Origin of the sequence: Lelliottia sp. 7254-16 (assembly GCF_002922995.1) — a bacterium.
Taxonomy (GTDB): Bacteria; Pseudomonadota; Gammaproteobacteria; order Enterobacterales; family Enterobacteriaceae; genus Enterobacter; species Enterobacter jeotgali.
In genome coordinates this window covers 94271-116746 of sequence record NZ_PQVS01000013.1, presented here as the reverse complement: position 1 = coordinate 116746, position 22476 = coordinate 94271, and the positions used below count along the sequence as shown (strand labels likewise).

Annotated in this window: 22 protein-coding genes and 3 tRNA genes; 13 read left to right on the top strand and 12 right to left on the bottom strand. The window is 54.9% G+C overall.

From position 1 onward, the window contains the following. Positions 1 to 16 precede the first annotated feature (16 nt). On the top strand, positions 17 to 1660 hold the full coding sequence (groL, locus tag C3708_RS17090; RefSeq protein ID WP_095280455.1) for a chaperonin GroEL: 1644 nt from the start codon (positions 17 to 19) through the stop codon (positions 1658 to 1660). A gap of 257 nt (positions 1661 to 1917) precedes the next feature. Continuing rightward, on the top strand, positions 1918 to 2271 hold the full coding sequence (locus C3708_RS17080) for a DUF4156 domain-containing protein (RefSeq protein WP_095280457.1): 354 nt from the start codon (positions 1918 to 1920) through the stop codon (positions 2269 to 2271). Positions 2272 to 2383: 112 nt separating this feature from the next. On the opposite strand, the gene epmB is transcribed toward C3708_RS17080, so the two are convergent. Then, a complete protein-coding gene (gene epmB / locus C3708_RS17075; RefSeq protein ID WP_103949848.1) occupies positions 2384 to 3412 on the bottom strand; it encodes an EF-P beta-lysylation protein EpmB in 1029 nt (342 codons plus the stop codon). 41 nt (positions 3413 to 3453) lie between these two features. Here epmB and efp point away from each other — a divergent pair, with 41 nt between their 5' ends. The 3 genes from efp to ecnB all read left to right on the top strand — a co-directional run bounded on the left by efp (position 3454) and on the right by ecnB (position 4465). Beyond that, a complete protein-coding gene (gene efp / locus C3708_RS17070) occupies positions 3454 to 4020 on the top strand; it encodes an elongation factor P (RefSeq protein WP_095280459.1) in 567 nt (188 codons plus the stop codon). Between the two features lie 59 nt (positions 4021 to 4079). Next, positions 4080 to 4211 (top strand): entericidin A/B family lipoprotein, encoded by a 132-nt coding sequence (locus C3708_RS17065; RefSeq protein WP_095280460.1) that lies wholly within the window; start codon positions 4080 to 4082, stop codon positions 4209 to 4211. Between the two features lie 107 nt (positions 4212 to 4318). After that, the gene (gene ecnB / locus C3708_RS17060) at positions 4319 to 4465 is read left to right on the top strand and encodes a lipoprotein toxin entericidin B (protein ID WP_095280461.1); all 147 of its coding nucleotides are present in this window, start codon (positions 4319 to 4321) and stop codon (positions 4463 to 4465) included. A gap of 45 nt (positions 4466 to 4510) precedes the next feature. Here ecnB and C3708_RS17055 read toward each other — a convergent pair whose 3' ends face one another. After that, complete coding sequence (locus tag C3708_RS17055; RefSeq protein WP_103948112.1) at positions 4511 to 5110, bottom strand: LuxR family transcriptional regulator; 600 nt, start codon at positions 5108 to 5110, stop codon at positions 4511 to 4513. A gap of 263 nt (positions 5111 to 5373) precedes the next feature. Between C3708_RS17055 and sugE the strand changes: the two genes are divergently transcribed. Then, positions 5374 to 5691, top strand: coding sequence for a quaternary ammonium compound efflux SMR transporter SugE (gene sugE, locus C3708_RS17050; RefSeq protein WP_095280463.1), 318 nt, complete (start codon positions 5374 to 5376; stop codon positions 5689 to 5691). Here sugE and C3708_RS17045 read toward each other — a convergent pair. The 6 genes from C3708_RS17045 to frdA all read right to left on the bottom strand — a co-directional run bounded on the left by C3708_RS17045 (position 5688) and on the right by frdA (position 10778). Beyond that, a complete protein-coding gene (locus C3708_RS17045; protein ID WP_095280464.1) occupies positions 5688 to 6218 on the bottom strand; it encodes a lipocalin family protein in 531 nt (176 codons plus the stop codon). The two genes, sugE and C3708_RS17045, sit on opposite strands and share 4 nt — an antisense overlap. A 64-nt stretch (positions 6219 to 6282) precedes the next feature. Continuing rightward, positions 6283 to 7425 carry a CMY2/MIR/ACT/EC family class C beta-lactamase gene (gene ampC, locus C3708_RS17040; RefSeq protein WP_103949855.1) on the bottom strand — a complete coding sequence of 381 codons (1143 nt, stop codon included), beginning with the start codon at positions 7423 to 7425 and terminating at the stop codon, positions 6283 to 6285. Positions 7426 to 7484: 59 nt separating this feature from the next. After that, complete coding sequence (gene frdD / locus C3708_RS17035; RefSeq protein WP_103949847.1) at positions 7485 to 7844, bottom strand: fumarate reductase subunit FrdD; 360 nt, start codon at positions 7842 to 7844, stop codon at positions 7485 to 7487. 10 nt (positions 7845 to 7854) lie between these two features. After that, positions 7855 to 8250 (bottom strand): fumarate reductase subunit FrdC, encoded by a 396-nt coding sequence (gene frdC / locus C3708_RS17030; RefSeq protein WP_095280466.1) that lies wholly within the window; start codon positions 8248 to 8250, stop codon positions 7855 to 7857. A 10-nt stretch (positions 8251 to 8260) separates the two neighbouring features. After that, the gene (locus C3708_RS17025) at positions 8261 to 8995 is read right to left on the bottom strand and encodes a succinate dehydrogenase/fumarate reductase iron-sulfur subunit (RefSeq protein ID WP_095280467.1); all 735 of its coding nucleotides are present in this window, start codon (positions 8993 to 8995) and stop codon (positions 8261 to 8263) included. After that, complete coding sequence (frdA, locus tag C3708_RS17020; protein WP_095280468.1) at positions 8988 to 10778, bottom strand: fumarate reductase (quinol) flavoprotein subunit; 1791 nt, start codon at positions 10776 to 10778, stop codon at positions 8988 to 8990. The genes C3708_RS17025 and frdA overlap by 8 nt, the downstream gene beginning before the upstream one ends. 307 nt (positions 10779 to 11085) lie before the next feature. Between frdA and epmA the strand changes: the two genes are divergently transcribed. Then, a complete protein-coding gene (epmA, locus tag C3708_RS17015; protein ID WP_103949846.1) occupies positions 11086 to 12063 on the top strand; it encodes an elongation factor P--(R)-beta-lysine ligase in 978 nt (325 codons plus the stop codon). 270 nt (positions 12064 to 12333) lie between these two features. Here epmA and mscM read toward each other — a convergent pair whose 3' ends face one another. The 3 genes from mscM to rsgA form a co-directional block, all read right to left on the bottom strand. Continuing rightward, complete coding sequence (gene mscM / locus C3708_RS17005; protein ID WP_095280470.1) at positions 12334 to 15645, bottom strand: miniconductance mechanosensitive channel MscM; 3312 nt, start codon at positions 15643 to 15645, stop codon at positions 12334 to 12336. 17 nt (positions 15646 to 15662) lie between these two features. Next, positions 15663 to 16631, bottom strand: coding sequence for an archaetidylserine decarboxylase (gene asd, locus C3708_RS17000; protein WP_103947865.1), 969 nt, complete (start codon positions 16629 to 16631; stop codon positions 15663 to 15665). A gap of 97 nt (positions 16632 to 16728) precedes the next feature. After that, entirely contained in the window at positions 16729 to 17781 is a 1053-nt protein-coding gene (rsgA, locus tag C3708_RS16995) for a small ribosomal subunit biogenesis GTPase RsgA (RefSeq protein WP_095280472.1), read from the bottom strand. A gap of 107 nt (positions 17782 to 17888) precedes the next feature. Here rsgA and orn point away from each other — a divergent pair, with 107 nt between their 5' ends. The 4 genes from orn (at position 17889) to C3708_RS16975 (ending at position 19072) form a co-directional block, all read left to right on the top strand. Beyond that, positions 17889 to 18434, top strand: coding sequence for an oligoribonuclease (orn, locus tag C3708_RS16990; RefSeq protein ID WP_103949844.1), 546 nt, complete (start codon positions 17889 to 17891; stop codon positions 18432 to 18434). Between the two features lie 208 nt (positions 18435 to 18642). Continuing rightward, positions 18643 to 18718, top strand: a tRNA-Gly gene (locus C3708_RS16985). Between the two features lie 156 nt (positions 18719 to 18874). Next, positions 18875 to 18950 (top strand) — tRNA-Gly (locus C3708_RS16980). A 46-nt stretch (positions 18951 to 18996) separates the two neighbouring features. Further along, a tRNA-Gly gene (locus C3708_RS16975) sits at positions 18997 to 19072 on the top strand. 270 nt (positions 19073 to 19342) lie between these two features. Here C3708_RS16975 and queG read toward each other — a convergent pair. After that, on the bottom strand, positions 19343 to 20482 hold the full coding sequence (gene queG / locus C3708_RS16970) for a tRNA epoxyqueuosine(34) reductase QueG (protein ID WP_103949843.1): 1140 nt from the start codon (positions 20480 to 20482) through the stop codon (positions 19343 to 19345). On the opposite strand from queG, the gene nnr reads away from it, so the two are divergent. Further along, positions 20481 to 22007, top strand: a complete 1527-nt coding sequence (gene nnr / locus C3708_RS16965) for a bifunctional ADP-dependent NAD(P)H-hydrate dehydratase/NAD(P)H-hydrate epimerase (protein ID WP_103949842.1) — start codon at positions 20481 to 20483, stop codon at positions 22005 to 22007. The genes queG and nnr overlap by 2 nt on opposite strands. Further along, positions 22000 to 22461 (top strand): tRNA (adenosine(37)-N6)-threonylcarbamoyltransferase complex ATPase subunit type 1 TsaE, encoded by a 462-nt coding sequence (tsaE, locus tag C3708_RS16960; RefSeq protein ID WP_095280476.1) that lies wholly within the window; start codon positions 22000 to 22002, stop codon positions 22459 to 22461. Before nnr ends, tsaE begins: the two co-directional genes overlap by 8 nt. Positions 22462 to 22476 lie beyond the last annotated feature (15 nt).

Sequence of the window (22476 nt, the reverse complement as noted above, 5' to 3'; positions counted from 1 at the left end):
TTGAGGAAATAAGAACATGGCAGCTAAAGACGTAAAATTCGGTAACGACGCTCGTGTGAAAATGCTGCGCGGCGTAAACGTACTGGCAGATGCAGTAAAAGTGACCCTGGGCCCGAAAGGCCGTAACGTGGTGCTGGATAAATCCTTCGGTGCACCAACCATCACTAAAGATGGCGTTTCCGTTGCACGTGAAATCGAACTGGAAGACAAATTCGAAAACATGGGCGCGCAGATGGTGAAAGAAGTTGCCTCTAAAGCGAACGACGCTGCAGGCGACGGTACCACCACCGCGACCGTGCTGGCTCAGGCGATCATCGCTGAAGGCCTGAAAGCTGTTGCTGCGGGCATGAACCCAATGGACCTGAAGCGCGGTATCGACAAAGCGGTTATCGCCGCTGTTGAAGAGCTGAAAGCCCTGTCCGTTCCATGCTCCGACTCTAAAGCGATTGCTCAGGTTGGTACCATCTCCGCTAACTCCGACGAAACCGTAGGTAAACTGATCGCTGAAGCGATGGACAAAGTCGGCAAAGAAGGCGTGATCACCGTTGAAGACGGTACCGGTCTGGAAGACGAACTGGACGTGGTTGAAGGTATGCAGTTCGACCGCGGTTACCTGTCCCCATACTTCATCAACAAACCAGAAACGGGTGCTGTTGAGCTGGAAAGCCCATTCATCCTGCTGGCTGACAAAAAAATCTCCAACATCCGCGAAATGCTGCCAGTTCTGGAAGCCGTTGCGAAAGCAGGCAAACCACTGGTTATCATCGCTGAAGACGTTGAAGGCGAAGCGCTGGCGACTCTGGTGGTTAACACCATGCGTGGCATCGTGAAAGTGGCTGCGGTTAAAGCACCTGGCTTCGGCGATCGCCGTAAAGCTATGCTGCAGGACATCGCAACTCTGACCGGCGGTACCGTGATTTCTGAAGAAATCGGTATGGAACTGGAAAAAGCGACCCTGGAAGATCTGGGTCAGGCGAAACGCGTTGTGATCAACAAAGACACCACCACCATCATCGATGGCGTGGGTGACGAAGGCGCAATCCAGGGCCGTGTAACTCAGATTCGCAAGCAGATCGAAGAAGCAACTTCTGACTACGACCGTGAAAAACTGCAGGAGCGCGTAGCGAAACTGGCAGGCGGCGTTGCAGTGATCAAAGTCGGTGCTGCTACCGAAGTTGAAATGAAAGAGAAGAAAGCTCGCGTTGATGATGCCCTGCACGCAACTCGTGCTGCGGTAGAAGAAGGCGTTGTTGCTGGTGGTGGTGTGGCGCTGGTTCGCGTTGCCGCTAAACTGGCTGGCCTGACTGCTCAGAACGAAGATCAGAACGTGGGTATCAAAGTTGCGCTGCGCGCAATGGAAGCGCCACTGCGTCAGATCGTGTCCAACGCCGGTGAAGAGCCATCTGTTGTGACCAACAACGTGAAAGCAGGCGAAGGTAACTACGGTTACAACGCAGCAACTGAAGAATACGGCAACATGATCGACTTCGGTATTCTGGACCCAACGAAAGTGACTCGTTCTGCTCTGCAGTACGCGGCCTCTGTAGCGGGTCTGATGATCACCACCGAATGCATGGTCACCGACCTGCCGAAAGGCGATGCTCCTGACTTAGGTGCAGGCGGCATGGGCGGTATGGGTGGTATGGGCGGCATGATGTAATTTGCCCCACGCCCTGCATCCTTCAGGCTGCAGATGCGTTGGCTGCGTTCGTGAACCCCAGTCACTTACTAGAGTAAGCTCCTGGGGATTCACTCACTTGCCGCCTTCCTGCAACCAGAATGATTTGGGCGTTCGTGCTCCCAGAATTGAAAAACCCTCAGGCAGAAATGTCTGGGGGTTTTTCTTTTGGTCATCTTTTTAGTATAAGATTTACACACGGACAACTCTTGTCCAGCTTATTGAAAACGGGGAATAACATGCGCGTTAAAGTCTGTGCAGGGATCGTAGGGGCAGCATTGCTGCTGGCGGGATGTAGCTCCAGTAATGAGCTCTCTTCGGCGGGACAGGGCGTTCGCTTTGCGGAAGATAAGCCGGGCAGCGAGTGCCAGCTGTTAGGCTCGGCAACCGGTGAGCAGAGCAACTGGCTGTCGGGTCAGCATGGCGAAGAAGGCGGCTCTATGCGCGGTGCGGCGAATGCCCTGCGTAATCAGGCGGCGGCAATGGGTGGCAACGTGATTTATGGTGTAAGCAGCCCAACACAAGGGATGTTGTCGAGCTTTGCGCCAACGGCCAGCTCAATGAACGGTCAGGTTTATAAGTGCCCGAACTGAGATAAGTGCGGGCTGATGCCCTCACCTCGACTCTCTCCCAAGGGAGAGGGCGCAAACATTAAAAACGGCAACGGGTGTTGCCGTTTTACTTTGACCTCTGCCACCTGCCTTTTTAGTTCTGACGCAGCTGCAAATCAAGAGGTGTTTTGCTCGGTTCACCGCCAATCTCGCGCGCCAGCTTCGGCACCATATATCCTGAGACCAGCGTCAGCAGCTCGCGCATAATCTGCCGGGCCTCTTCATCACTCACCATGAAATGCGCCGCACCCTGAACGCGGTCCAGTACGTGCAGATAGTAAGGCATGACCGAGGCATCAAACAGCGCATTGCTCAGGTCGGCGAGCGCCCGCGCGTTATCGTTGACTCCACGCAGCAGTACGCTCTGGTTCAGTAGTGTCACACCCACTTTACGCAACTGCGCCATCGCAGCGCGAAACGCGTCGTCGATTTCGTTGGCGTGGTTAATATGATTCACCAGCAAGACCTGCAGCCGTGAGTGTTCTAAGCGTGCAACCAGCGTATCGGTGATCCGCGCCGGAATCACAATCGGCAGACGGCTGTGAATGCGCAAGCGTTTGATATGCGGGATCGCTTCGAGCTGAGTGAGCAGCCAGTCCAGCTCATGATCTTTCGCCATCAGCGGATCGCCGCCGGAGAAAATGATCTCATCTAGCTCAGAATGAGCCGCAATATAGTCCAGCGCCACCTGCCAGTTGCGCTTATTGCCCTGGTTTTCGGCATACGGGAAGTGACGACGGAAGCAGTAGCGGCAATTTACCGCACATCCGCCCTTCACCAGCAGTAGCGCGCGGTTCTGGTATTTATGCAGCAGGCCAGGCACCACGCTGTTTTGTTCTTCCAGCGGATCGGTGCTAAAACCAGGCGCAGTGACGAACTCATCCTGTGAGGTAAGTACCTGTTTCAGCAACGGATCGTCGGAGTTGCCTTTCTCCATACGTGCGACAAATGCACGCGGGACGCGCAGCGCAAAAAGGCGTTTTGCCTCACGACCAGCGAGCAGGTTTTCATCAGTGTCTATATTCAATAGACGCAGCAGTTCATCAGGACTGGTGATTACATCGGCAAGTTGCGATAACCAATCTTCTCTGGACGGGGTATTTAGGGTTACAATATGCGCCATTTTGTGGCTTAGCTACCAGTTAACAATTTTCAGAGGGCCTTATGGCGACTTACTATAGCAACGATTTTCGTGCTGGTCTTAAAATCATGATGGATGGCGAACCGTATGCGGTTGAAGCGAGCGAATTCGTTAAACCAGGTAAAGGCCAGGCATTCGCGCGCGTTAAACTGCGTCGCCTGCTGACCGGTACCCGCGTTGAGAAAACCTTCAAATCTACCGACTCCGCTGAAGGCGCTGACGTTGTCGATATGAACCTGACCTTCCTGTACAACGACGGCGAGTTCTATCACTTCATGAACAACGAAACTTTCGAGCAGCTGGCAGCTGATGAGAAAGCCGTTGGTGATAACGCGAAATGGCTGCTGGACCAGGCTGAATGCATCGTGACCCTGTGGAACGGTCAGCCTATCTCCGTGACTCCGCCTAACTTCGTTGAGCTGGAAATCATTGAAACCGACCCAGGCCTGAAAGGTGACACCGCAGGTACTGGCGGCAAACCAGCGACGCTGTCTACTGGCGCAGTGGTTAAAGTTCCACTGTTCGTACAGATTGGCGAAGTGATCAAAGTAGATACCCGCTCTGGCGAATACGTATCTCGCGTGAAGTAATTCATGTAAATGATTTGAGGCGCAGCGCCTGCTGCGCCTGATTGATTCAGGCAGGGATGATGAAACGTACCGTTAAAATTCTGCTGCTGCTGGCACTCTCCAGCGCGATTCTTTCCGGCTGCAACACCGCGCGTGGCGTCGGTGAAGATATTAAAGACCTCGGCCATGCTATTTCCCACGCTGCCAGTTAATCACGTCTAATACTCCGAAAAATTCTTCCTTTTCCGTCAACCGGCGGGATCTTGTCTATCCTTAAGTGGCTATACACAAATAACATTGGCTATAAAAGGAAGATATTATGGTTAAGAAAACAATTGCAGCGATCTTTTCTGTACTGGTGCTTTCTTCAGTATTAACCGCCTGTAATACCACGCGTGGCGTGGGTGAAGATATCTCAAGCGGCGGTAGCGCGATTTCTGGTGCAGCGACGAAAGCGCAGAATTAAAGCAGTGTTATCAGGACGGTACGGAACGGGTCTACCGCCGTACCGTCAGCTTTCGACTTCCTGAAGGGTCAAAAACGGTGAAAAACGGGTATCCATATGCAGCTTCATACGGATATTACGTTTGTAGGTATACACCGTCTTACTGTTAATACTGAGTTTGCTGGCAATTTTCTGATTGCTGGCGCCTTCCATCCACAGCGTTAATACTTTTCCTTCCTGACGAGTCAGCAGCGGCGCCGCAATTTGCGGTATCTCATAGCTGGCGCAAGAGCTCAGCGCGTCATTAATTACCGCCGCCAGCGTTTCAAGCCCGGTGCTTTTGCTCAGGGATGCCCAGAGTGGGAACTGTTGAATATAGTCCGACATATCCAGTTTCTCGCTGGACTGTAACAGAATAAAAGGCCGTGTCTCGCTGGCAATCAGCACCGAGGACAGCTGCTGGATATCATTCATATCCTGCATAAAACTGTTGAGATCAGCGATGACCAGCGTCGGTTTCCATTGCAGGATGTGCTCCCTGGCAAGGAACAGGTTGTTCAGACCGGTGACCATAAATGAGCCCGGGAACAGACCTGAATGATTGAGCCAAGCTTCAAACCCGGAGCGGGTGAAGTGACAACGGTCAATCAAGAGAATTTTAAACATGTTTTTTTTCGCATCAGGCAAAGGGTTTGGCTTGCTGCCATCAGAAAGCACACCATCATAGGGAAGTCGGATGAGTGATAAAGGACTGAACTCCGTTGCATACTGAGGCTATTTCAGGCTTTAACCGACTTTTCGCAAATGGATTGAAATAAAATCAGTTTGTGGGGAAAATAGGCGCTTCACTTATGCCTTGCTGGACGACCTGCAAGCGCTTCGACCACCGGGGACGGCCCCAGACTGTTATTTAAGTTAAGGAGCCCGATATGTCCTGGATTATTCTTTTGATCGCCGGTTTATTGGAAGTTGTGTGGGCCATTGGCCTGAAATACACCCACGGTTTCACCCGCCTGACCCCCAGTATCATTACCATTACCGCCATGATCGTCAGCATTGCGCTGCTCTCCTGGGCGATGCGCACGCTGCCCGTTGGCACCGCGTATGCCGTCTGGACAGGGATTGGCGCAGTAGGTGCAGCCATCACTGGCATTCTGCTGCTAGGGGAATCCGCGAGCCTGGCGCGTATCGCCAGCCTCGGGTTAATCGTCGCGGGAATTATTGGGCTAAAACTCAGCACTCATTAATGAGGCTGTTCCACCCAAATTAATTTCGACACATCAAACCCCTGCCGGGTCGCGATATCGAGCATTTGCTGTTTCATTTCGGCTGAAATGGTCGGCGTGCGCGAGAGAATCCACAGATAATCGCGATCCGGCCCGCAGACCAGCGCATGGCGGTATTCCCGGTCCAGCGCAATCACGTTATAGCCGCCGTAGAACGGGCCAAAGAACGACACTTTCAGCGCGGCTCTGCTCGGGTCACCGGTAAAGTACGCTTTGCCGATCGACTGTTGCCACATGCCACGCTCTGGGTTGTATCCCTTGTTGATCACCTGAATGCCGCCGTCATCCATCGTGCTATAGGTGGCGGTGACGCGCTGAAGTCCACGCTCAAAGCGGTGATCGAGACGGGCGATTTCATACCAGGTACCCAGATAACGCTGTGCATCAAAATTGTTGACGACGGTAACGCCATTTGGCGGGGTAGGGGAACTACAGGCCACCACTAAAAACGCGGCTGTCACTGCGGCGATAACAGGCAAAATGCGCATAGAAGTTTCCTTGCTGTTTTTTTGTTAAGTGTAGATGACAGCAAGGAAAATGCGGGACAAAAGGTTACTTGAGCGCGTCCAGAATTTGATACGCGGCGTCTACACGAGCCGGGTTGGGATAGCTTTTATTCGCCAGCATCACGATGCCAAGATTCTTTTCCGGAATAAAGGCGACATAACTGCCAAATCCGCCGGTGGATCCGGTTTTGTGCACCCATGAGGCTTTCACGGCTGGCGCTGGTGGATTGACTGCCACTGCGGTTGTCGGCGCGAGCGCGATTTTATTATCGCTGCCGTCGACGATAGTTTTGGCTTTCACCGGCCAGTTCAGCATTTCCCAGCCTAAGCCCTGATACATCTCGCCGATACGCCAGTAGCGCGACTGCGCAAGCGTAATGCCCTGCTGCAGTTTTTCATCTTTAACGCTTGCCGGGTTCATGTTGGCCTGCACCCAGCTCGCCATATCTTCAATTGTGGTTTTGACGCCGTAAGCTTCGGCATCCAGCATCCCCGGCGAAACGTGAACCGCTTTGCCGTCGCGATAGCCCCAGGCATAGTTTTTCGCTTCCGCAGCCGGAACATTGAGCCAGGTGTGATTCAGTTTCAGCGGCTGGAATACACGCGTGGTCATCGCCTGTTCAAAGCTCATGCCCGAAGGTTTAACAGCGAGGGCGCCAAACAATCCAATGCTGGCGTTCGCGTAAAGGCGTTTTTCGCCAGGTGCCCACTGCGGCTGCCAGTGTTGATAGAACTTCAGCAGGGCCGCCTGGTCGGTGACTTCATCCGGCACCTGGAGCGGCAAACCGCCCGCCGTATACGTCGCCAGATGCAGAAGATTGATATGTTCCCATTGTTTGCCCGTCAGCTCCGGCCAGTATTTTGTCACCGGGTCGCTGAGTTTAATCTCGCCGCGCGCAATAATGTCACCGCCGAGTACCCCAGTGAAGGTTTTGCTCACGGACCCCAGCTCAAACAGGGTTTGTTGAGTGATGGGTTTATTCCCGTCGATATCGGCTTTACCCCAGGTGAAATAGTGAGGTTTACCCTGATAAATGACCGCGACGGCCATACCGGGGATAGCCTGTTCCTGCATAAGTGGGGCGATGGTGCGATTGACGATGTCGGCAAGCTGTTTGTCTGTTGCCGGTGCCGCCAGCGTTGAGAATGACGCGCTGAGCAGTAAGGCACAGCAAAGTGATTTTTTCATCTGAGCATCTTCCATAAAAAAGCCCGCCGGAAGGGCGGGCCGGATGAAGACGCACAATATCAAATTGTGACGATAGCAACCAGGGTCACAACCGTCAGAATGGTCGCCAGGCCGTAGAACACCCATTTGCCGTTTGGCACGTGGATTTTCAGGTCATGCATGGCGTGGTGGATGCGGTGCAGCCCCAGCCAGAGTGGCAGAACAATCATCAGGAAGATAAACACGCGGCCAATAAAGCTGCTGGCGAACGTCAGCACGCGGTCGTAGCCCAGCGCATCACCGGGGAAAAGACCCAGCGGCAGCAAAATCGCCACCAGCAGGATAATGACCGGTGCCACGATGGCGCTCCACATGCCGCCTGCGCCGAACAAGCCCCAGAATACCGGCTCGTCAGAACGTTTTGGGTTGGGATTAATCACTCAGGCCTCCTTACCAGAACAGTGCCACAAACAGAACGACCACAGTCACGACTGCAGTCACCGCCCAAAGCCCTTTAATGACTGGCTCTGGCCCCATTTTCTCGCCTTTCACGATGATGTTTGCAGCCTTCGGCGCCAGCTCAAACCAGGTTTTGGTATGCAGCAGCGCAGCGGCCAGCACGATCAGGTTCAGGATCACCACGATCGGGTTTTGCAGGAAACCCACAAAACTGGCCCAGGTTTCCGGGCCGTGCTTCAGCGCGAAAACACCGTACATCAGCTCAAGGCTGAACCACACCGCCGGAACCGCCGTGCCTTCACGCAGCATATAGAAGCGATAAAACGGCAGTTTTTTCCACCAGGTAGCCGGCATTGGCCGCACGTAGGCTTTGCGTTTAGTCGTCATCATGCACTCCTTAGCGTGGTTTCAGGGTAGCGATAAGAAAGTCTTTCGAGCTTTCCACTTTGCCCTGCTGAATAGCGGCGGCCGGGTCGACATGCTTCGGACACACTTCCGAGCAATAGCCCACGAAGGTGCAGCTCCACACGCCATTCTGGCTGTTCAACTGCGCCATACGTTCTTTCTTCCCGTGGTCGCGGCTGTCTTCGTTGTAACGATGTGCCAGAGTAATGGCCGCCGGGCCGATGAACTCCGGATTCAGACCAAACTGCGGGCATGCGGCGTAGCACAGGCCGCAGTTGATGCAGCCGGAGAACTGATGGTATTTCGCCATCTGCGCCGGGGTCTGGGTGTTTGGACCCTGATCCGGCGTGCGCGGGTTGCCGATGATGTACGGCTTAATCGCTTCCAGACTTTCGATAAAGTGGGTCATATCGACCACCAGATCGCGCTCGATCGGGAAGTTGCCCAGCGCTTCGACCTTCATGCCTTTGGTGTACTCGCGCAGGAAGGTTTTACAGGCCAGCTTCGGCACTTTGTTGACCATCATGCCGCAGGAGCCGCAGATCGCCATGCGGCAGGACCAGCGATAGCTCAGGTCTGGTGCCAGGTTATCTTTGATGTACCCGAGCGCATCCAGCAGGGAAGTTTGCTCATCAAAAGGCACATCGTAGAAAGCGCTGTGCGGTGCGGCGTCCACTTCCGGGTTGTAGCGCACCACTTCAATTTTCAACGTCTGCATCTCAGCCATTCGCCTTCTCCTTCTTATCGGCGGCTTCCGCTTCTGCCCCATAAACACGTTTCGCTGGTGGCAGCGTGGTGATCTTCACGTCGCTGTAGTCCAGACGGGTGGTGCCGTCTGCGTCGCGGTAAGCGAGGGTATGCTTGAGGAAATTCACGTCGTCGCGTTCGGTACAGCCTTCGTCCAGACGCTGGTGCGCGCCGCGCGACTCTTTACGCGCCAGAGCGGAGTGCGCCATACATTCGGCAACGTTCAAACCGTGGCCCAGTTCGATGGTGTAGAGTAGGTCGGTGTTGAACACGCTGGAGGTATCGGTAATGCGCACGCGCTTGAAGCGCTCCTGCAGCTCCGCCAGCTTATCGACGGTTTTCTGCATCAGTTCCGGCGTACGGTAGATCCCGCAGCCTTCTTCCATAGAAAGCCCCATTTCGTCGCGGATTTTCGACCAGTTTTCGGTACCTTCCTGGTTAACCAGCGCTTTCAGGCGTTTTTCGACATCCACCACTTGCGCGTCCAGCGCGGCGCTGTTGGCTTCACCGGCCGTTGCGGCGCGTTCCATCGCGCGTTCACCCGCCATGCGGCCAAACACCACCAGCTCGGCCAGCGAGTTGGAGCCGAGACGGTTCGCTCCGTGCAGGCCGACGGAAGAACATTCTCCAACGGCAAACAGCCCTTTAATACGGCTTTCGCACTGCTGATCGGTTTCGATTCCGCCCATAGTGTAATGCGCGGTTGGACGTACCGGGATCGGCTCTTTCACCGGATCGACACCGACGTAGGCTTTCGCCAGTTCGCAGATGAACGGCAGACGTTCCAGCAATTTCTTCTCACCCAGATGGCGCAGGTCGAGATAGACCACATCGCCGCGCGGAGTAGAGATAGTGTTGCCTTTGCGCCATTCGTGCCAGAACGCTTGGGAGACTTTGTCGCGCGGACCGAGTTCCATATATTTGTTTTTCGGCTCGCCGAGCGGCGTTTCCGGGCCCATGCCGTAATCCTGCAGATAGCGATAGCCGTCTTTGTTGACCAGGATACCGCCTTCACCACGGCAGCCTTCCGTCATCAGAATGCCAGAACCCGGCAGGCCGGTTGGATGATACTGAACAAATTCCATGTCGCGCAGCGGAATACCGTGGTTGAGCGCCATGCCCATGCCATCGCCGGTGACGATCCCGCCGTTAGTGTTGTAGCGATACACGCGGCCAGCACCGCCCGTGGCCATTACCACCGCATTGGCACGGATCTGCATCAACGTGCCTTCCATCATGTTCATTGCCACCAGGCCACGCGCATGACCGTCGTCGACCAGAATGTCGAGGACGAAGTGCTCATCGAAGCGTTGAATTTGTGGGAACTGGAGGGAAGTCTGGAACAGGGTATGCAGCATGTGGAAGCCGGTTTTATCGGCGGCAAACCAGGTGCGTTCGATCTTCATCCCGCCGAAACGGCGCACGTTAACGCTGCCATCCTCACGGCGACTCCACGGGCAACCCCACTGCTCCAGCTGGGTCATTTCCGTCGGGCAATGATGGACGAAGTAATCAACAACATCCTGTTCGCAAAGCCAGTCGCCCCCGGCAACCGTGTCGTGGAAATGATATTCGAAGCTGTCATGATCCTGCGCTACGGCGGCGGACCCTCCTTCTGCGGCAACTGTGTGGCTGCGCATGGGATAGACTTTTGAAATCAGTGCGATTTTAGCGCTTGGATTTGCTTGTGCTGCAGCGATCGCAGCCCGTAATCCTGCGCCGCCTGCACCTATAACGACAAGATCGGCTTGAAAAGTGTGCACGACATTCCTCCAGATTTTTGTTTTTTCGCAACGCGATAACCAACAGGTTTCGTTTGCCACAGAGGCGGTTGCGAATGCGTTTCCACTGCTCCTTTATGGGTAAAACAGTATAGCCTTATGGATGTGAGGGAAATTTGACGCGTTCGATTTTTTTGCTGTTAAGTCCGGCGATTTATCACGGCGTTTGATGAATTGCGTCACGGAATCGCACTGTCTGCTGAATCGAGAAAATTTACTGCGCAAAATTTGTCTCTCTTCCCGCTAACGAGTAGACTTCGTGCCCTTGTCTGAAACCGGAGAAATTCCCATGAGCGAAACGGCCACCTGGCAGCCGAGCGCAACCATCCCTAACCTGTTAAAACGTGCAGCAATTATGGCAGAAATCCGCCGTTTCTTTGCTGACCGTGGTGTACTTGAGGTGGAAACGCCGTGCATGAGTCAGGCAACGGTGACCGATATTCATCTGGTCCCGTTTGAAACCCGTTTTGTCGGCCCAGGTCATTCTCAGGGAATGAATCTGTACCTGATGACCAGCCCGGAATATCACATGAAGCGCCTGTTGGCAGCGGGTTGTGGCCCGGTGTATCAGCTGTGCCGCAGCTTCCGCAATGAAGAGATGGGACGTCACCACAACCCGGAATTCACCATGCTGGAGTGGTACCGCCCGCATTACGATATGTACCGCCTGATGAACGAAGTGGACGATCTGCTGCAACAGGTGCTGGAGTGCGCCGGAGCCGAAACGCTCTCTTATCAGCAGGCTTTCCAGCGTCATCTGGAAATCGACCCGCTGTCGGCAGACAAAACGCAGCTGCGCGAAGTGGCGGCGAAGCTGGATCTGAGCAATGTCGCGGATACGGAAGAAGATCGCGATACCTTGCTGCAACTGCTGTTCACCTTTGGCGTTGAGCCGCAGATTGGCAAAGATCGTCCGACGTTTGTCTATCACTTCCCGGCAAGCCAGGCGTCTTTGGCGCAGATCAGCACCGAAGATCACCGCGTTGCCGAGCGTTTTGAGGTCTACTACAAAGGTATTGAGCTGGCGAATGGTTTCCACGAGTTGACCGATGCCCGCGAACAGCAGCAACGTTTCGAGCAGGATAACCGTAAGCGTACCGCGCGCGGTCTGCCGCAGCAGCCAATTGATACCAACTTACTGGAAGCACTAAAAGCCGGTCTGCCGGACTGCTCCGGCGTGGCATTGGGTGTAGATCGTCTGGTGATGCTGGCGCTTGGCGCCGAGCAGCTTGGTGATGTGATTGCCTTTACGGTGGATCGCGCCTGAGGCGGGTTTTCCCCTCACCCTAGCCCTCTCCCAAAAGGAGAGGGAACTGTTCGGAGCTGCTTCTCCCTCTCGCAAAGGGAACTGTTCGGAGCTGCTTTCTCCCTCTCGCCAAGGGAACTGTTCGGAGCTGCTTTCTCCCTCTCGCAAAGGGAACTGCTCGGAGCTGCTTTCTCCCTCTCGCAAAGGGGATTGTTCGGAGCTGCTTTCTCCCTCTCCCTGTGGGAGAGGGCCGGGGTGAGGGCATCTGGCCGCACCAACCCACACCTTACCTTACAAACTCCCCGCCGGCCTTTTCCGCGCCGCAGACGTCAACGTTCTTCCCGTTTTGCGCCCATCCAGAGTTTCCAGACGCATCTGGAACGGAGGGAATGGCATATCAATACCGTGCTCCCTGAACCCGGCCAGAATCAGCTGGTGGATCTCATGACGCAACGGCATACGATGCCCCATCTCGGCGGCGTAGATACGCAGCTCGAAAATCTGAATCCCCTGCTGCAAATCGACCAGGAACACTTCCGGTGCCGGGTTGTCGATCACCAGAGAACAGCGTTCAGCGGCGGTATACAGAATCTGCGTGACCTCTTCGCTGTTCGCATCCGAAGGTGCCGGAACGGTCAGCACCACACGTGTCACAGAGTCCGACAGCGACCAGTTAATAAACTGCTCAGTGATGAACGCCTTGTTCGGGACAATGATCTCTTTGCGATCCCAGTCGCTGATGGTGGTGGCGCGGGTGTTGATCTTGGTGATACTCCCGGTCAGATCACGGATCGTCACGGTATCGCCAATGCGGATCGGTTTTTCGAACAGAATGATCAGGCCAGAGATGAAGTTGGCGAAGATCTCCTGCAAACCAAAGCCCAGACCGACACCGAGAGCCGCGACCAGCCATTGCAGCTTGGACCACTCGATCCCAATCATCGAGAAACCGACCAGTCCACCAAACAACAGGATCAGATATTTGGTAATCGTGGTGATGGCGTATCCCGTGCCAGGCGTTAAATCCAGGTGCTGCAACAGCGCCAGTTCCAGCAGAGCAGGGAAATTACGCACCAGCTGCGTGGTAATAATCAGCACCAGAATCGCAATCAGCACCGCACCCAGGGTTATCGGCTCAAGGCTTTCGACACCCTGCACCGTCGAGGTGGCATCCCACAGGGAGATGTTTTCGAGGAAGCCAAACGCCGAATGAATTTCCGACCACAGCACGATCACTGACAGCAGCGCGATAAGCATCAAAATGGATCGCACCAGTCGCAGGGACTGGGTACTGATCGCATCCAGATCCAGCTCGACTTCATCCACTTCTGTCGTGCCTTCGGTACTGCTGGTGCTGTGCGGATCGTCTTCGCCGCGCGCGCGCTGGGCAAGGATTTCGGCGCGACGATGCTTGGCGCGATCAAACGCCAGTCGACGGCGCTGAATTAGCATCCATCGGCGGATAATGTGATACACCACCAGCAGCAGGAACCAGATCGCGACCGAAGTTTCCAGGCGGGCCAGCAGGGCCATTGAGGTCGCCAGATAGCCGACCGCTGCCGCCAGAATCGCCGCCAGCGGCGCGCTGAGCAGCAGGTTCCACAGCATGCGGTTAACCATGTTTTCGCCGCTGCCGGTTTTATCGACATACAGCGGGATACCGGCGCGTTTCAGGCTCAGCGTGACCATCGCCAGCGCGCCGCAAATCAGCATAAAGCACAGCCGTCCGAGCGAGCCCGAAAACTCACGGTCATTAAGATTATCGAACATAATCAGTGCCATAATCAGCGGCACAATCAGTCCGATACTCATCAGGTAATAGCGCATCGCCCGCGTCACGCGCTGGCGCGGCCACGCGAAGTGGGCGATAAACAGCCCATTCGGACGCGAGAACGTGGCGCAGATCATTACCACCCACAGCAGCGGCACCGTGGCGGTAACGCCATCGCCAATCGCCACGGCGAGCGGATAAGGCCAGGCTTCACGCAAACCATAGCCTAGCGTCATCCACAGCAGAGGCAGGGGAGAGGCCACCAGAATCGACCAGAAAACGGTGCGCAGCGTTAGCCAGAAGTGGTCCTGGGTCACTTTGCCCACTCGAGCGCTGGAACGTTCCAGAAAACGGGTGAAGTGTCGGCGCGAGTAAATACTAAAACCAACCAGAATTAATGCGCCGAGCAGCGGGAAAATCGTCTCTTTGCTGGTCAGGATCATGACCCCGGCTTTTCCCACCTGACCAAAGGTATCCAGCGAGATCAGACGACGTAGATCCTGAACTAAATCCAGCGGCCAGGAGATGCCCATTGGTCGTACATCGGATGTCCAGAACAGGTAACGGTGCGTGGCTTCGTTGACCTCTTTCAGCGCATCTTCAAGCTGGCTGTTGGATACTTTCAGCTTGGTCAATTCCAGAATCAGCGTGTCGCCGCCCTGCAACAGGGAATTGAGCAACTCGCGCTGCGTACGCAGCTGGGCTTCGAGAATCCGATTCTCTTCGCTGGTTAACGGCTCACCGTCCGCCTGATGCTGCTGGCGGATTTGCGGCTGCTTGTTAAGCAGGTCTTCATAACGCAGGCGCTGGACGCGCAGCTGCGCCATTTCGGTATCTAGCTGCTGCGGTTTCGGCATTTCCGGCAGACGCGCGACCTGCGCACGTAACGCCTCACCCAGCAGATTCGACGACCCCAGCCACTGAGACTGCTCGCGCAGAGTATTCAGGGCCTGGCGCACCTGTAATGTCTGATTGGTGGCCTGACGCTGCTGAGAGGCCACCAGATCCATACGCTGGGCCTGCTGGTTAAGGGCGGCTGACAATTCACGGTTGACCTTGAACTGAGCCACAATCCCGGCCGGGAGATTTTCGCTGTTCTCTGCCAGCAGTTCGGTGCTTTCCAGCGCGCGTTCGGCTTCACGCTGACGTTGGCTGTTTAGCTGATTGCGCAGGGCTTGCAGATACGTATCGAGCTGCTGGCCCTGTTTTTGCGCCAGCTCAGAGCGCATGCGCGCCAGCTCCTGGCGGTTATTGGCAGACAGCTGGGCCAGTTCAAGCTCATCAACCTGGGCTTTGAGTTTGGCGGATTCGGCCTGCAGGCTGAGATTTTGCGGGCTGTTAGCGGGCTGCGTGCCTATGCGGCGCTCGACTTCGCTGAGCTGGCGGCGAGCATCGGTTTGCTGTTGTGGCAGTTGGCTGAGGGAATCAGCGATTTCGCGGGCGCGTTCTTGCTCCTGCTGGGCCTGACGGCTCTTTTCCAGCAACTGGCTGCTGACCTGTAAGATTTCCTGATTCAGGGCATCGGAGGTCATGCCCGACGGCACGTCGCGCGGTTCATCGCGCAGATTATTTAGCTGCGAACGGAGTGTTTGGGAGAGTTTGGGGAAGTTATCGATAACCTGTTGATATTGCTGCACGCGCTCAAGGGAACCTTTACGTTCCTCAAGCGCGTTCAGCGCAGCCTGGAGCTGCTCAACGGCTTCCGGCTGGGCGGGTTTTGCCGCTTTTGCCTGCTCCAGTTCCTGGGATATCTGTTTGGCATCAGGGGCTGTCGCTGCGTACGCCCCTGTACTGAGGCACCAGGCCATCAGAAAAATGATAATCGGGCGCACTTCAGTAACCCCTTTGGTTAGACCTGGTCTTTCTTATCGTCAACCAGCGGACTGGCGTCGTGTTCGGCTTCGATCTCTTCTTCTGCCAACGGAGCTGGCTCAGCTTCCGGTGTCACGAGGGTTTCAGTAGAAACCGCCAGCGGCTGACCGATTTTGGTCACCGACAGGCTGGAAAGCGTTTCGACCAGATTCACTTTGCCCGGTGCGAACAGGTTGATAACCGTTGAACCCAGCTTGAAGCGGCCCATTTCCTGACCTTTCAGCAGGGCAATTGAGCCTTCGCTTTCGCCAGCCGGCCAGGTCCAGCGTTTGATCACGCCTTCGCGCGGTGGGGTGATGGTCCCGGCCCACACGGTTTCGATGCTGCCTACAATGGTAGCACCGACCAGAATCTGCGCCATTGGGCCAAATTCAGTATCAAACAGGCAGATGACGCGCTCGTTACGGGCAAACAGGTTCGGAACGTTTTGCGCCGTCAGATGGTTCACCGAGAACAGATCGCCCGGCACGTAGATCATTTCACGCAGGATACCGTTGCACGGCATGTGGACGCGGTGATAGTCGCGCGGAGACAGGTAGGTGGTGACAAACGAGCCGTTGCGGAACAGGTCCGCCATCAGATAGTTACCCGCCAGCAGGGCTTCCATGCTGTAGTCGTGGCCTTTAGCCTGCAGGATTTTGTCTTCTTCAATTTTGCCGAGCTGGCTGATCACGCCGTCAGCAGGCATCACCAGTACGGCTGGATCGGTATTCAGCGGACGAACGTCATCGCGCAACGGGCGGACGAAGAAATCGTTAAAGGTGCGATAGCTGGCGGTGTCCGGCTTCTGCGCCTCTTTCATGTCGACCTTGTAGTATTTAACGAACAGATCGATAACCAGCTTAGTCAGCCAGCCCGCTCGTTTGCTCGCGCCCCAGCCCGCCAGGCGGGTGAGCCATAGTTTTGGCAGAATGTATTGAAGCGAAAGTTTAAATGAGTTTAACAAGGTAGCCTCCAGGCCATTGTTTTGTCGTTCCTGATCCGGCCAAAGGGAGCCGGAACCTGAAAAAAGGGGACGATTTTAGCGACGCTTAGCTTAGTTGTCAGTTATCAGAATCAGAAAAGTTTTTACGCGTTTTTACCTGGTCCATGCTTTCGAGGATGTGGTGATAGTTATAAAAACGGGTTTCGGCAATTTTCCCGTTTTCAACCGCTTCACGAATGGCGCAGCCAGGGTCTTTGTCGTGTTTACAGTCGCGATATTTGCAAGCACCTAAATATTCATGGAATTCGACAAATCCATTGAAGATTTGTTCCGGCTCAAGGTGCCAAAGTCCAAATTCGCGCACCCCAGGGGAGTCAATCACATCACCGCCGTGCGGGAAGTGGTACAGGCGCGAGGCGGTGGTGGTGTGCTGTCCAAGCCCTGAGTTATCAGATACGTCATTGGTCAGGATCTCTTTCTGCAGGCCCAGCAGATTGTTTAACAGGCTGGATTTGCCCACGCCAGACTGGCCAGCGAAAATACTGATACGGTCAGTGAGCGCCTCTTCAAGCGGTTTCAGGCCATCTTTCTTATGGCTGGAAACCATCAGAACGCGATAGCCAATATCACGATAGATATCCATCTGCTCGTTCACGAACGCCATACCTTCGTCATCCAGCAGATCGATTTTGTTCAGAACGATCAGCGGCTCGACTTCCAGCGTTTCGCAGGCGACGAGATAGCGATCGATAATATTGAGCGAAAGCTCGGGTAAGATTGCCGACACAATCACGATCTGATTGATGTTGGCGGCGATCGGTTTGACGCCATCGTAGAAGTCGGGGCGTGTCAGAACGGACGTGCGCTCATGAACCGCTTCGACGATCCCTTTTACGTTGACACCTTCGGATGCCGCTTTGCCCGGACGCCATACCACACGGTCACCTGTCACCAGTGAACGGATGGTACGACGAATGTTGCAGCGGTGAACACCGCCGTCGGCAGCTTCCACATCGGCGTGCATACCGAAACGGCTAATCACCATGCCTTCGGTCGTTTCGCCAAACAGGTTGTCGTCGTAATCGGGTTTCTCCGAAGTGGTCTTAAGACGGCGCTGATGGTTGGCACTCACACGGCGCTGTTGCCCTTTGGAGAGTTTATTTTTACTCAATCGTGCTGACTCCTGGTCGCCCGTATCGGGCAAAACCTCTATGATACACACTAATTAATACTAGTTAACCTGCTACAGCCGGTTATGCGAGAAGGGTGGAAAATAACATGAGCGCAGACGAAAACAACCTGATTTGGATCGATCTTGAAATGACCGGGTTAGATCCCGAGCGCGATCGCATCATTGAGATCGCCACGCTGGTGACCGATGCCAACCTGAACATTCTGGCGGAAGGCCCGACGATTGCCGTGCATCAGTCTGACGAACAGTTAGCGCTGATGGACGACTGGAACGTACGCACCCATACCGGCAGCGGGCTGGTGGAACGCGTGAAAGCCAGCACTCAGGACGACCGTGACGCCGAGCTGGCGACTATTGAGTTCCTGAAGCAGTGGGTTCCTGCGGGCAAATCGCCGATCTGCGGTAACAGCATCGGTCAGGACCGCCGTTTCCTGTTTAAGTACATGCCGGAGCTGGAAGCCTATTTCCACTACCGTTATCTGGACGTGAGCACCCTGAAAGAGCTGGCTCGTCGCTGGAAACCGGAAATTCTCGATGGCTTTAAGAAACAGGGCACCCATCAGGCGATGGATGATATCCGTGAGTCGGTGGCAGAACTGGCGTATTACCGCGAACACTTTATTCAGCTCTGATTTCAGATGGTTGCCGGGTGGCGGCTTCGCCTTACCCGGCCTACTCGGCCTGTTTTTGGTGTAAAAACACGCAAAGCGACGAATAATCCATCACTTGAACTGAATTTCGAAAAAATCGCTTTAAGGGGGGTTGCAGCTAAAAGGATTTCTCGTATAATGCGCCTCCCGTAACGACAGAGAATTACACGTTACGACAGCGCAAATTTTTGCGGGAATAGCTCAGTTGGTAGAGCACGACCTTGCCAAGGTCGGGGTCGCGAGTTCGAGTCTCGTTTCCCGCTCCAAAATTTGTTCTGTAGAAGTTATACGCACCACCCAATCGCAGGATTTCAAGTTGCAACAAGGCGGCAACTGAACGAATCCTTAGGAGCTTACTTAAGTAGGTGACTGAGGTGAGTGAAGGCAGCCAACGCAGTGGCGGCTTGAAAGACGAAGATTAAGCGGGAATAGCTCAGTTGGTAGAGCACGACCTTGCCAAGGTCGGGGTCGCGAGTTCGAGTCTCGTTTCCCGCTCCAAAATTTGAAAGTATCGCAAGATACGCACAGCATCATGATCACCCAAGCGGGAATAGCTCAGTTGGTAGAGCACGACCTTGCCAAGGTCGGGGTCGCGAGTTCGAGTCTCGTTTCCCGCTCCAAATTCTTCTTCATACCCAGTTTATCCACAGCGAAGTTCTTCGTTGGGGACATTTTCTTTTGCCTCTGACAAACTCTTGTAAACAGAGTTATCCACAGATCCGGCTATTATTCCTGAATCGCAAAAACCTTCGCACGGTGAACGGTATATCTGTAACCTATTGAAGTTTATATATAAAATTTGATTTCAAAATGTTATTGAGATCACTTGACCTCTCTGCAAAGCCTGATGGTTCCTGACTTCATGATTTTATTCACAGGCTGTGAATAGTTCAGGCATCGCGCGGAAGCCCTTTTTCGACCACCCGAACCAGACGCTGTTTCTTCGGCAACTGCACCTCAACGACACAGGCGTTTCGCTTCTCGATTTGCTGCGCAATCGCCCACTCTATGTGTTCGTCGAGAAGTGGGTGCTCACCTCGACGTGTTTCAAGCGCCTGAATATTCGCTTCGTCCCAGGGCGCATTTCCCAGCGCAACGGCGATATTTCTCAGCCAGCGCAGATGCCCAATGCGGCGAATCGCCGAACCTTCGGTAATTTTCAGGAAATAGTTTTCGTCCCAGGCAAACAATTCTGTCAGCTTCGGAGCGTGCAGCGCCTTACGCGGACTGAAATCGTCTTCCTCGGTGAGCTGTGAATAACGATTCCACGGGCAGATCAGCTGACAGTCGTCACATCCGTAAATTCGATTGCCAATCAGTGGGCGGAACTCTTCCGGGATCGCCCCTTCGAGTTCAATCGTAAGATACGAGATGCAGCGGCGTGCATCTACGGTGTAAGGCTCGACAATCGCGCCCGTTGGGCAGATGGTCATGCAGGCCACGCAGCGCCCGCAGCCCTCTTCAACCGGACCGTCCACTGGCAGCGGCAAATCAATCAGTAATTCACCGAGAAAGAAGAATGAGCCCGCGTCGCGGCTCAAGATAAGTGAGTGCTTACCTGTCCAGCCAAGCCCTGCTTTTTCAGCGATTGGGCGCTCAAGAATAGGCGCGGAATCGACAAAAGGTCTAAAATTCAGCGAACCACAGTGCTGCTGGATGGTTTCGCCGAGTTTTTTTAAGCGGTTACGCAGAAGTTTATGATAATCACGTCCAAGGGCATAACGGCTGACGTAACCCAGTGACGGGTCTTTCAGCGTGCGGGCAAACGCCGCGTTAGCGGGAAGGTAGTTCATGCGAACGCTAATGACGCGCAGGGTCCCCGGCAATAGTTCATGGGGCCGGGCGCGCATCATGCCGTGACGCGCCATCCACTCCATTTCGCCGTGGTATTGTTTGTCCAGCCAGGCCTGCAGTTTTGGCTCGCTCGCGGAAAGGTCAGTATCCGTGATACCGACTTTCTGAAAGCCAAGCTCAGCGCCCCACTGTTTAATGTTTTGCGCTAACTGATTGAGATCGAGGGGCTGTGACATGACGGACCATACGGTGAAGAAAATCCCCGCAAGTATACCACATTCCATTTGGCCTGCGGACGCCCTGCGTCGCGCTGAAAAAGAGGCCGCCGACAGTCTGGGTATCACCCTCTACGAGTTGATGCTCCGTGCGGGCGATGCGGCGTTTAGCCTCGCACGAGAAGCGTATCCACTCGCCACTCACTGGCTCATCCTGTGCGGGCACGGCAATAACGGCGGCGATGGTTATGTCGTCGCCCGGCTTGCCGCCGCAGCGGGGATGAATGTTACGCTCCTGGCCCTGGAGAGTGACAAGCCGTTGCCAGAAGAGGCGAACGAGGCCCGTGACGCCTGGTTGAACGCCGGGGGCGTGATCCACGCGGCGGATATCGTCTGGCCAAAGGATATCGATCTTATTGTGGATGGGCTGCTCGGCACCGGGCTGAAACAGGCTCCACGCGAGAACGTCGCCAATCTTATTGAACAGGCGAACGCGCATCCCGCGCCCGTTATCGCGCTGGATATTCCCTCGGGACTGGTCGCGCAAACGGGCGCGACGCCGGGGGCGGTGATCAATGCCGCTGCCACCGTGACTTTTATTGCCCTCAAACCTGGCCTGTTGACAGGCAAAGCGCGTGATGTGGTAGGAAAACTTCATCATCATGCGCTCGGCCTGGATATCTGGCTTGCGGGTCAGGAAACAAATATCTCCCGTTTTGATGCCTCGCAGCTTGCGCAATGGCTGCCAGCGCGCCGTCCGACATCCCATAAAGGCGACCACGGAAAACTGGTCATTATCGGTGGCGATCACGGCACTGCGGGGGCAATACGCATGACCGGCGAAGCCGCTCTGCGGGCGGGCGCAGGTCTTGTGCGAGTACTCACTCGCGTCGAAAACATTCCACCGATAATCACCGCGCGCCCGGAGCTAATGATGCATGAACTCACGCCACAATCCCTAGAAGAGAGCCTGGTATGGGCGGACGTGGTGGCGATTGGCCCAGGATTGGGTCAACAGGAGTGGGGCAAAAAAGCGCTGCAAAAAGTCGAGAACTGCCGTAAACCGATGCTGTGGGATGCCGACGCGCTGAACCTTCTGGCAATCAATCCTGATAAACGTCACAATCGCATTCTGACGCCACACCCCGGCGAGGCCGCGCGGCTGCTTAACTGCAGCGTCGCAGAAATTGAAAGCGATCGCTTACTTTCTGCGCAGCGTCTGGTAAAACGTTACGGAGGTGTTGCGGTTCTGAAAGGGGCAGGCACCATTGTGGCTTGTGAATCTGGCGCGTTGGGCATTATCGACGCAGGCAATGCGGGGATGGCAAGTGGCGGAATGGGCGACGTGCTCTCCGGCATTATCAGCGCATTGCTCGGACAGAAACTTACCCCTTATGATGCAGCTGTTGCAGGCTGCGTGGCGCACGGCGCGGCTGCCGACAGACTGGCAGCGCAGTATGGAACGCGCGGCATGCTGGCCACCGATCTTTTTGACGCGCTACGGCGTGTTGTTAACCCGGATGTGATTGACGTAGAAAATGACTAATCGAGTGATTGCTTTACCCGACGAGCAGGCAACTTTGGATCTTGGTAAAAACCTGGCGCTGGCCTGCGAGGGCGCGACCGTGATTTATTTATACGGTGATTTGGGTGCGGGTAAAACCACCTTCAGCCGCGGATTTTTGCAGGCGCTGGGGCATAAAGGGAACGTGAAAAGCCCGACCTATACCCTGGTGGAGCCTTACGAGCTCGAAAATGTGAGGGTGTATCACTTCGATCTCTACCGTCTTGCGGACCCAGAGGAGCTGGAATTTATGGGTATCCGCGATTATTTTGCCAACGACGCCATTTGCCTGGTGGAGTGGCCACAACAAGGTGCGGGTGTGTTGCCTGACCCGGATGTCGAAATTCACCTGGATTATCAGGCGCAAGGGCGTGAGGCACGCATCAGTGCAGTTTCCTCATCAGGCTGTTCCTTGCTGGCTCGTTTGGCCAGCTGAATGAAGGGATAACGG

Excerpts from the sequence above, each read along its gene's own strand:
- C3708_RS17045 (WP_095280464.1), bottom strand. The coding sequence starts at position 6,218 with ATGCGCATTTTGCCTGTTATCGCCGCAGTGACAGCCGCGTTTTTAGTG.
- groL (WP_095280455.1), top strand. The coding sequence starts at position 17 with ATGGCAGCTAAAGACGTAAAATTCGGTAACGACGCTCGTGTGAAAATG.
- efp (WP_095280459.1), top strand. The coding sequence starts at position 3,454 with ATGGCGACTTACTATAGCAACGATTTTCGTGCTGGTCTTAAAATCATG.
- queG (WP_103949843.1), bottom strand. The coding sequence starts at position 20,482 with ATGTCACAGCCCCTCGATCTCAATCAGTTAGCGCAAAACATTAAACAG.
- C3708_RS17065 (WP_095280460.1), top strand. The coding sequence starts at position 4,080 with ATGAAACGTACCGTTAAAATTCTGCTGCTGCTGGCACTCTCCAGCGCG.
- tsaE (WP_095280476.1), top strand. The coding sequence starts at position 22,000 with ATGACTAATCGAGTGATTGCTTTACCCGACGAGCAGGCAACTTTGGAT.
- nnr (WP_103949842.1), top strand. The coding sequence starts at position 20,481 with ATGACGGACCATACGGTGAAGAAAATCCCCGCAAGTATACCACATTCC.
- frdC (WP_095280466.1), bottom strand. The coding sequence starts at position 8,250 with ATGACGACTAAACGCAAAGCCTACGTGCGGCCAATGCCGGCTACCTGG.
- ampC (WP_103949855.1), bottom strand. The coding sequence starts at position 7,425 with ATGAAAAAATCACTTTGCTGTGCCTTACTGCTCAGCGCGTCATTCTCA.
- C3708_RS17080 (WP_095280457.1), top strand. The coding sequence starts at position 1,918 with ATGCGCGTTAAAGTCTGTGCAGGGATCGTAGGGGCAGCATTGCTGCTG.
- epmA (WP_103949846.1), top strand. The coding sequence starts at position 11,086 with ATGAGCGAAACGGCCACCTGGCAGCCGAGCGCAACCATCCCTAACCTG.
- orn (WP_103949844.1), top strand. The coding sequence starts at position 17,889 with ATGAGCGCAGACGAAAACAACCTGATTTGGATCGATCTTGAAATGACC.
- epmB (WP_103949848.1), bottom strand. The coding sequence starts at position 3,412 with ATGGCGCATATTGTAACCCTAAATACCCCGTCCAGAGAAGATTGGTTA.
- ecnB (WP_095280461.1), top strand. The coding sequence starts at position 4,319 with ATGGTTAAGAAAACAATTGCAGCGATCTTTTCTGTACTGGTGCTTTCT.
- C3708_RS17025 (WP_095280467.1), bottom strand. The coding sequence starts at position 8,995 with ATGGCTGAGATGCAGACGTTGAAAATTGAAGTGGTGCGCTACAACCCG.
- sugE (WP_095280463.1), top strand. The coding sequence starts at position 5,374 with ATGTCCTGGATTATTCTTTTGATCGCCGGTTTATTGGAAGTTGTGTGG.
- C3708_RS17055 (WP_103948112.1), bottom strand. The coding sequence starts at position 5,110 with ATGTTTAAAATTCTCTTGATTGACCGTTGTCACTTCACCCGCTCCGGG.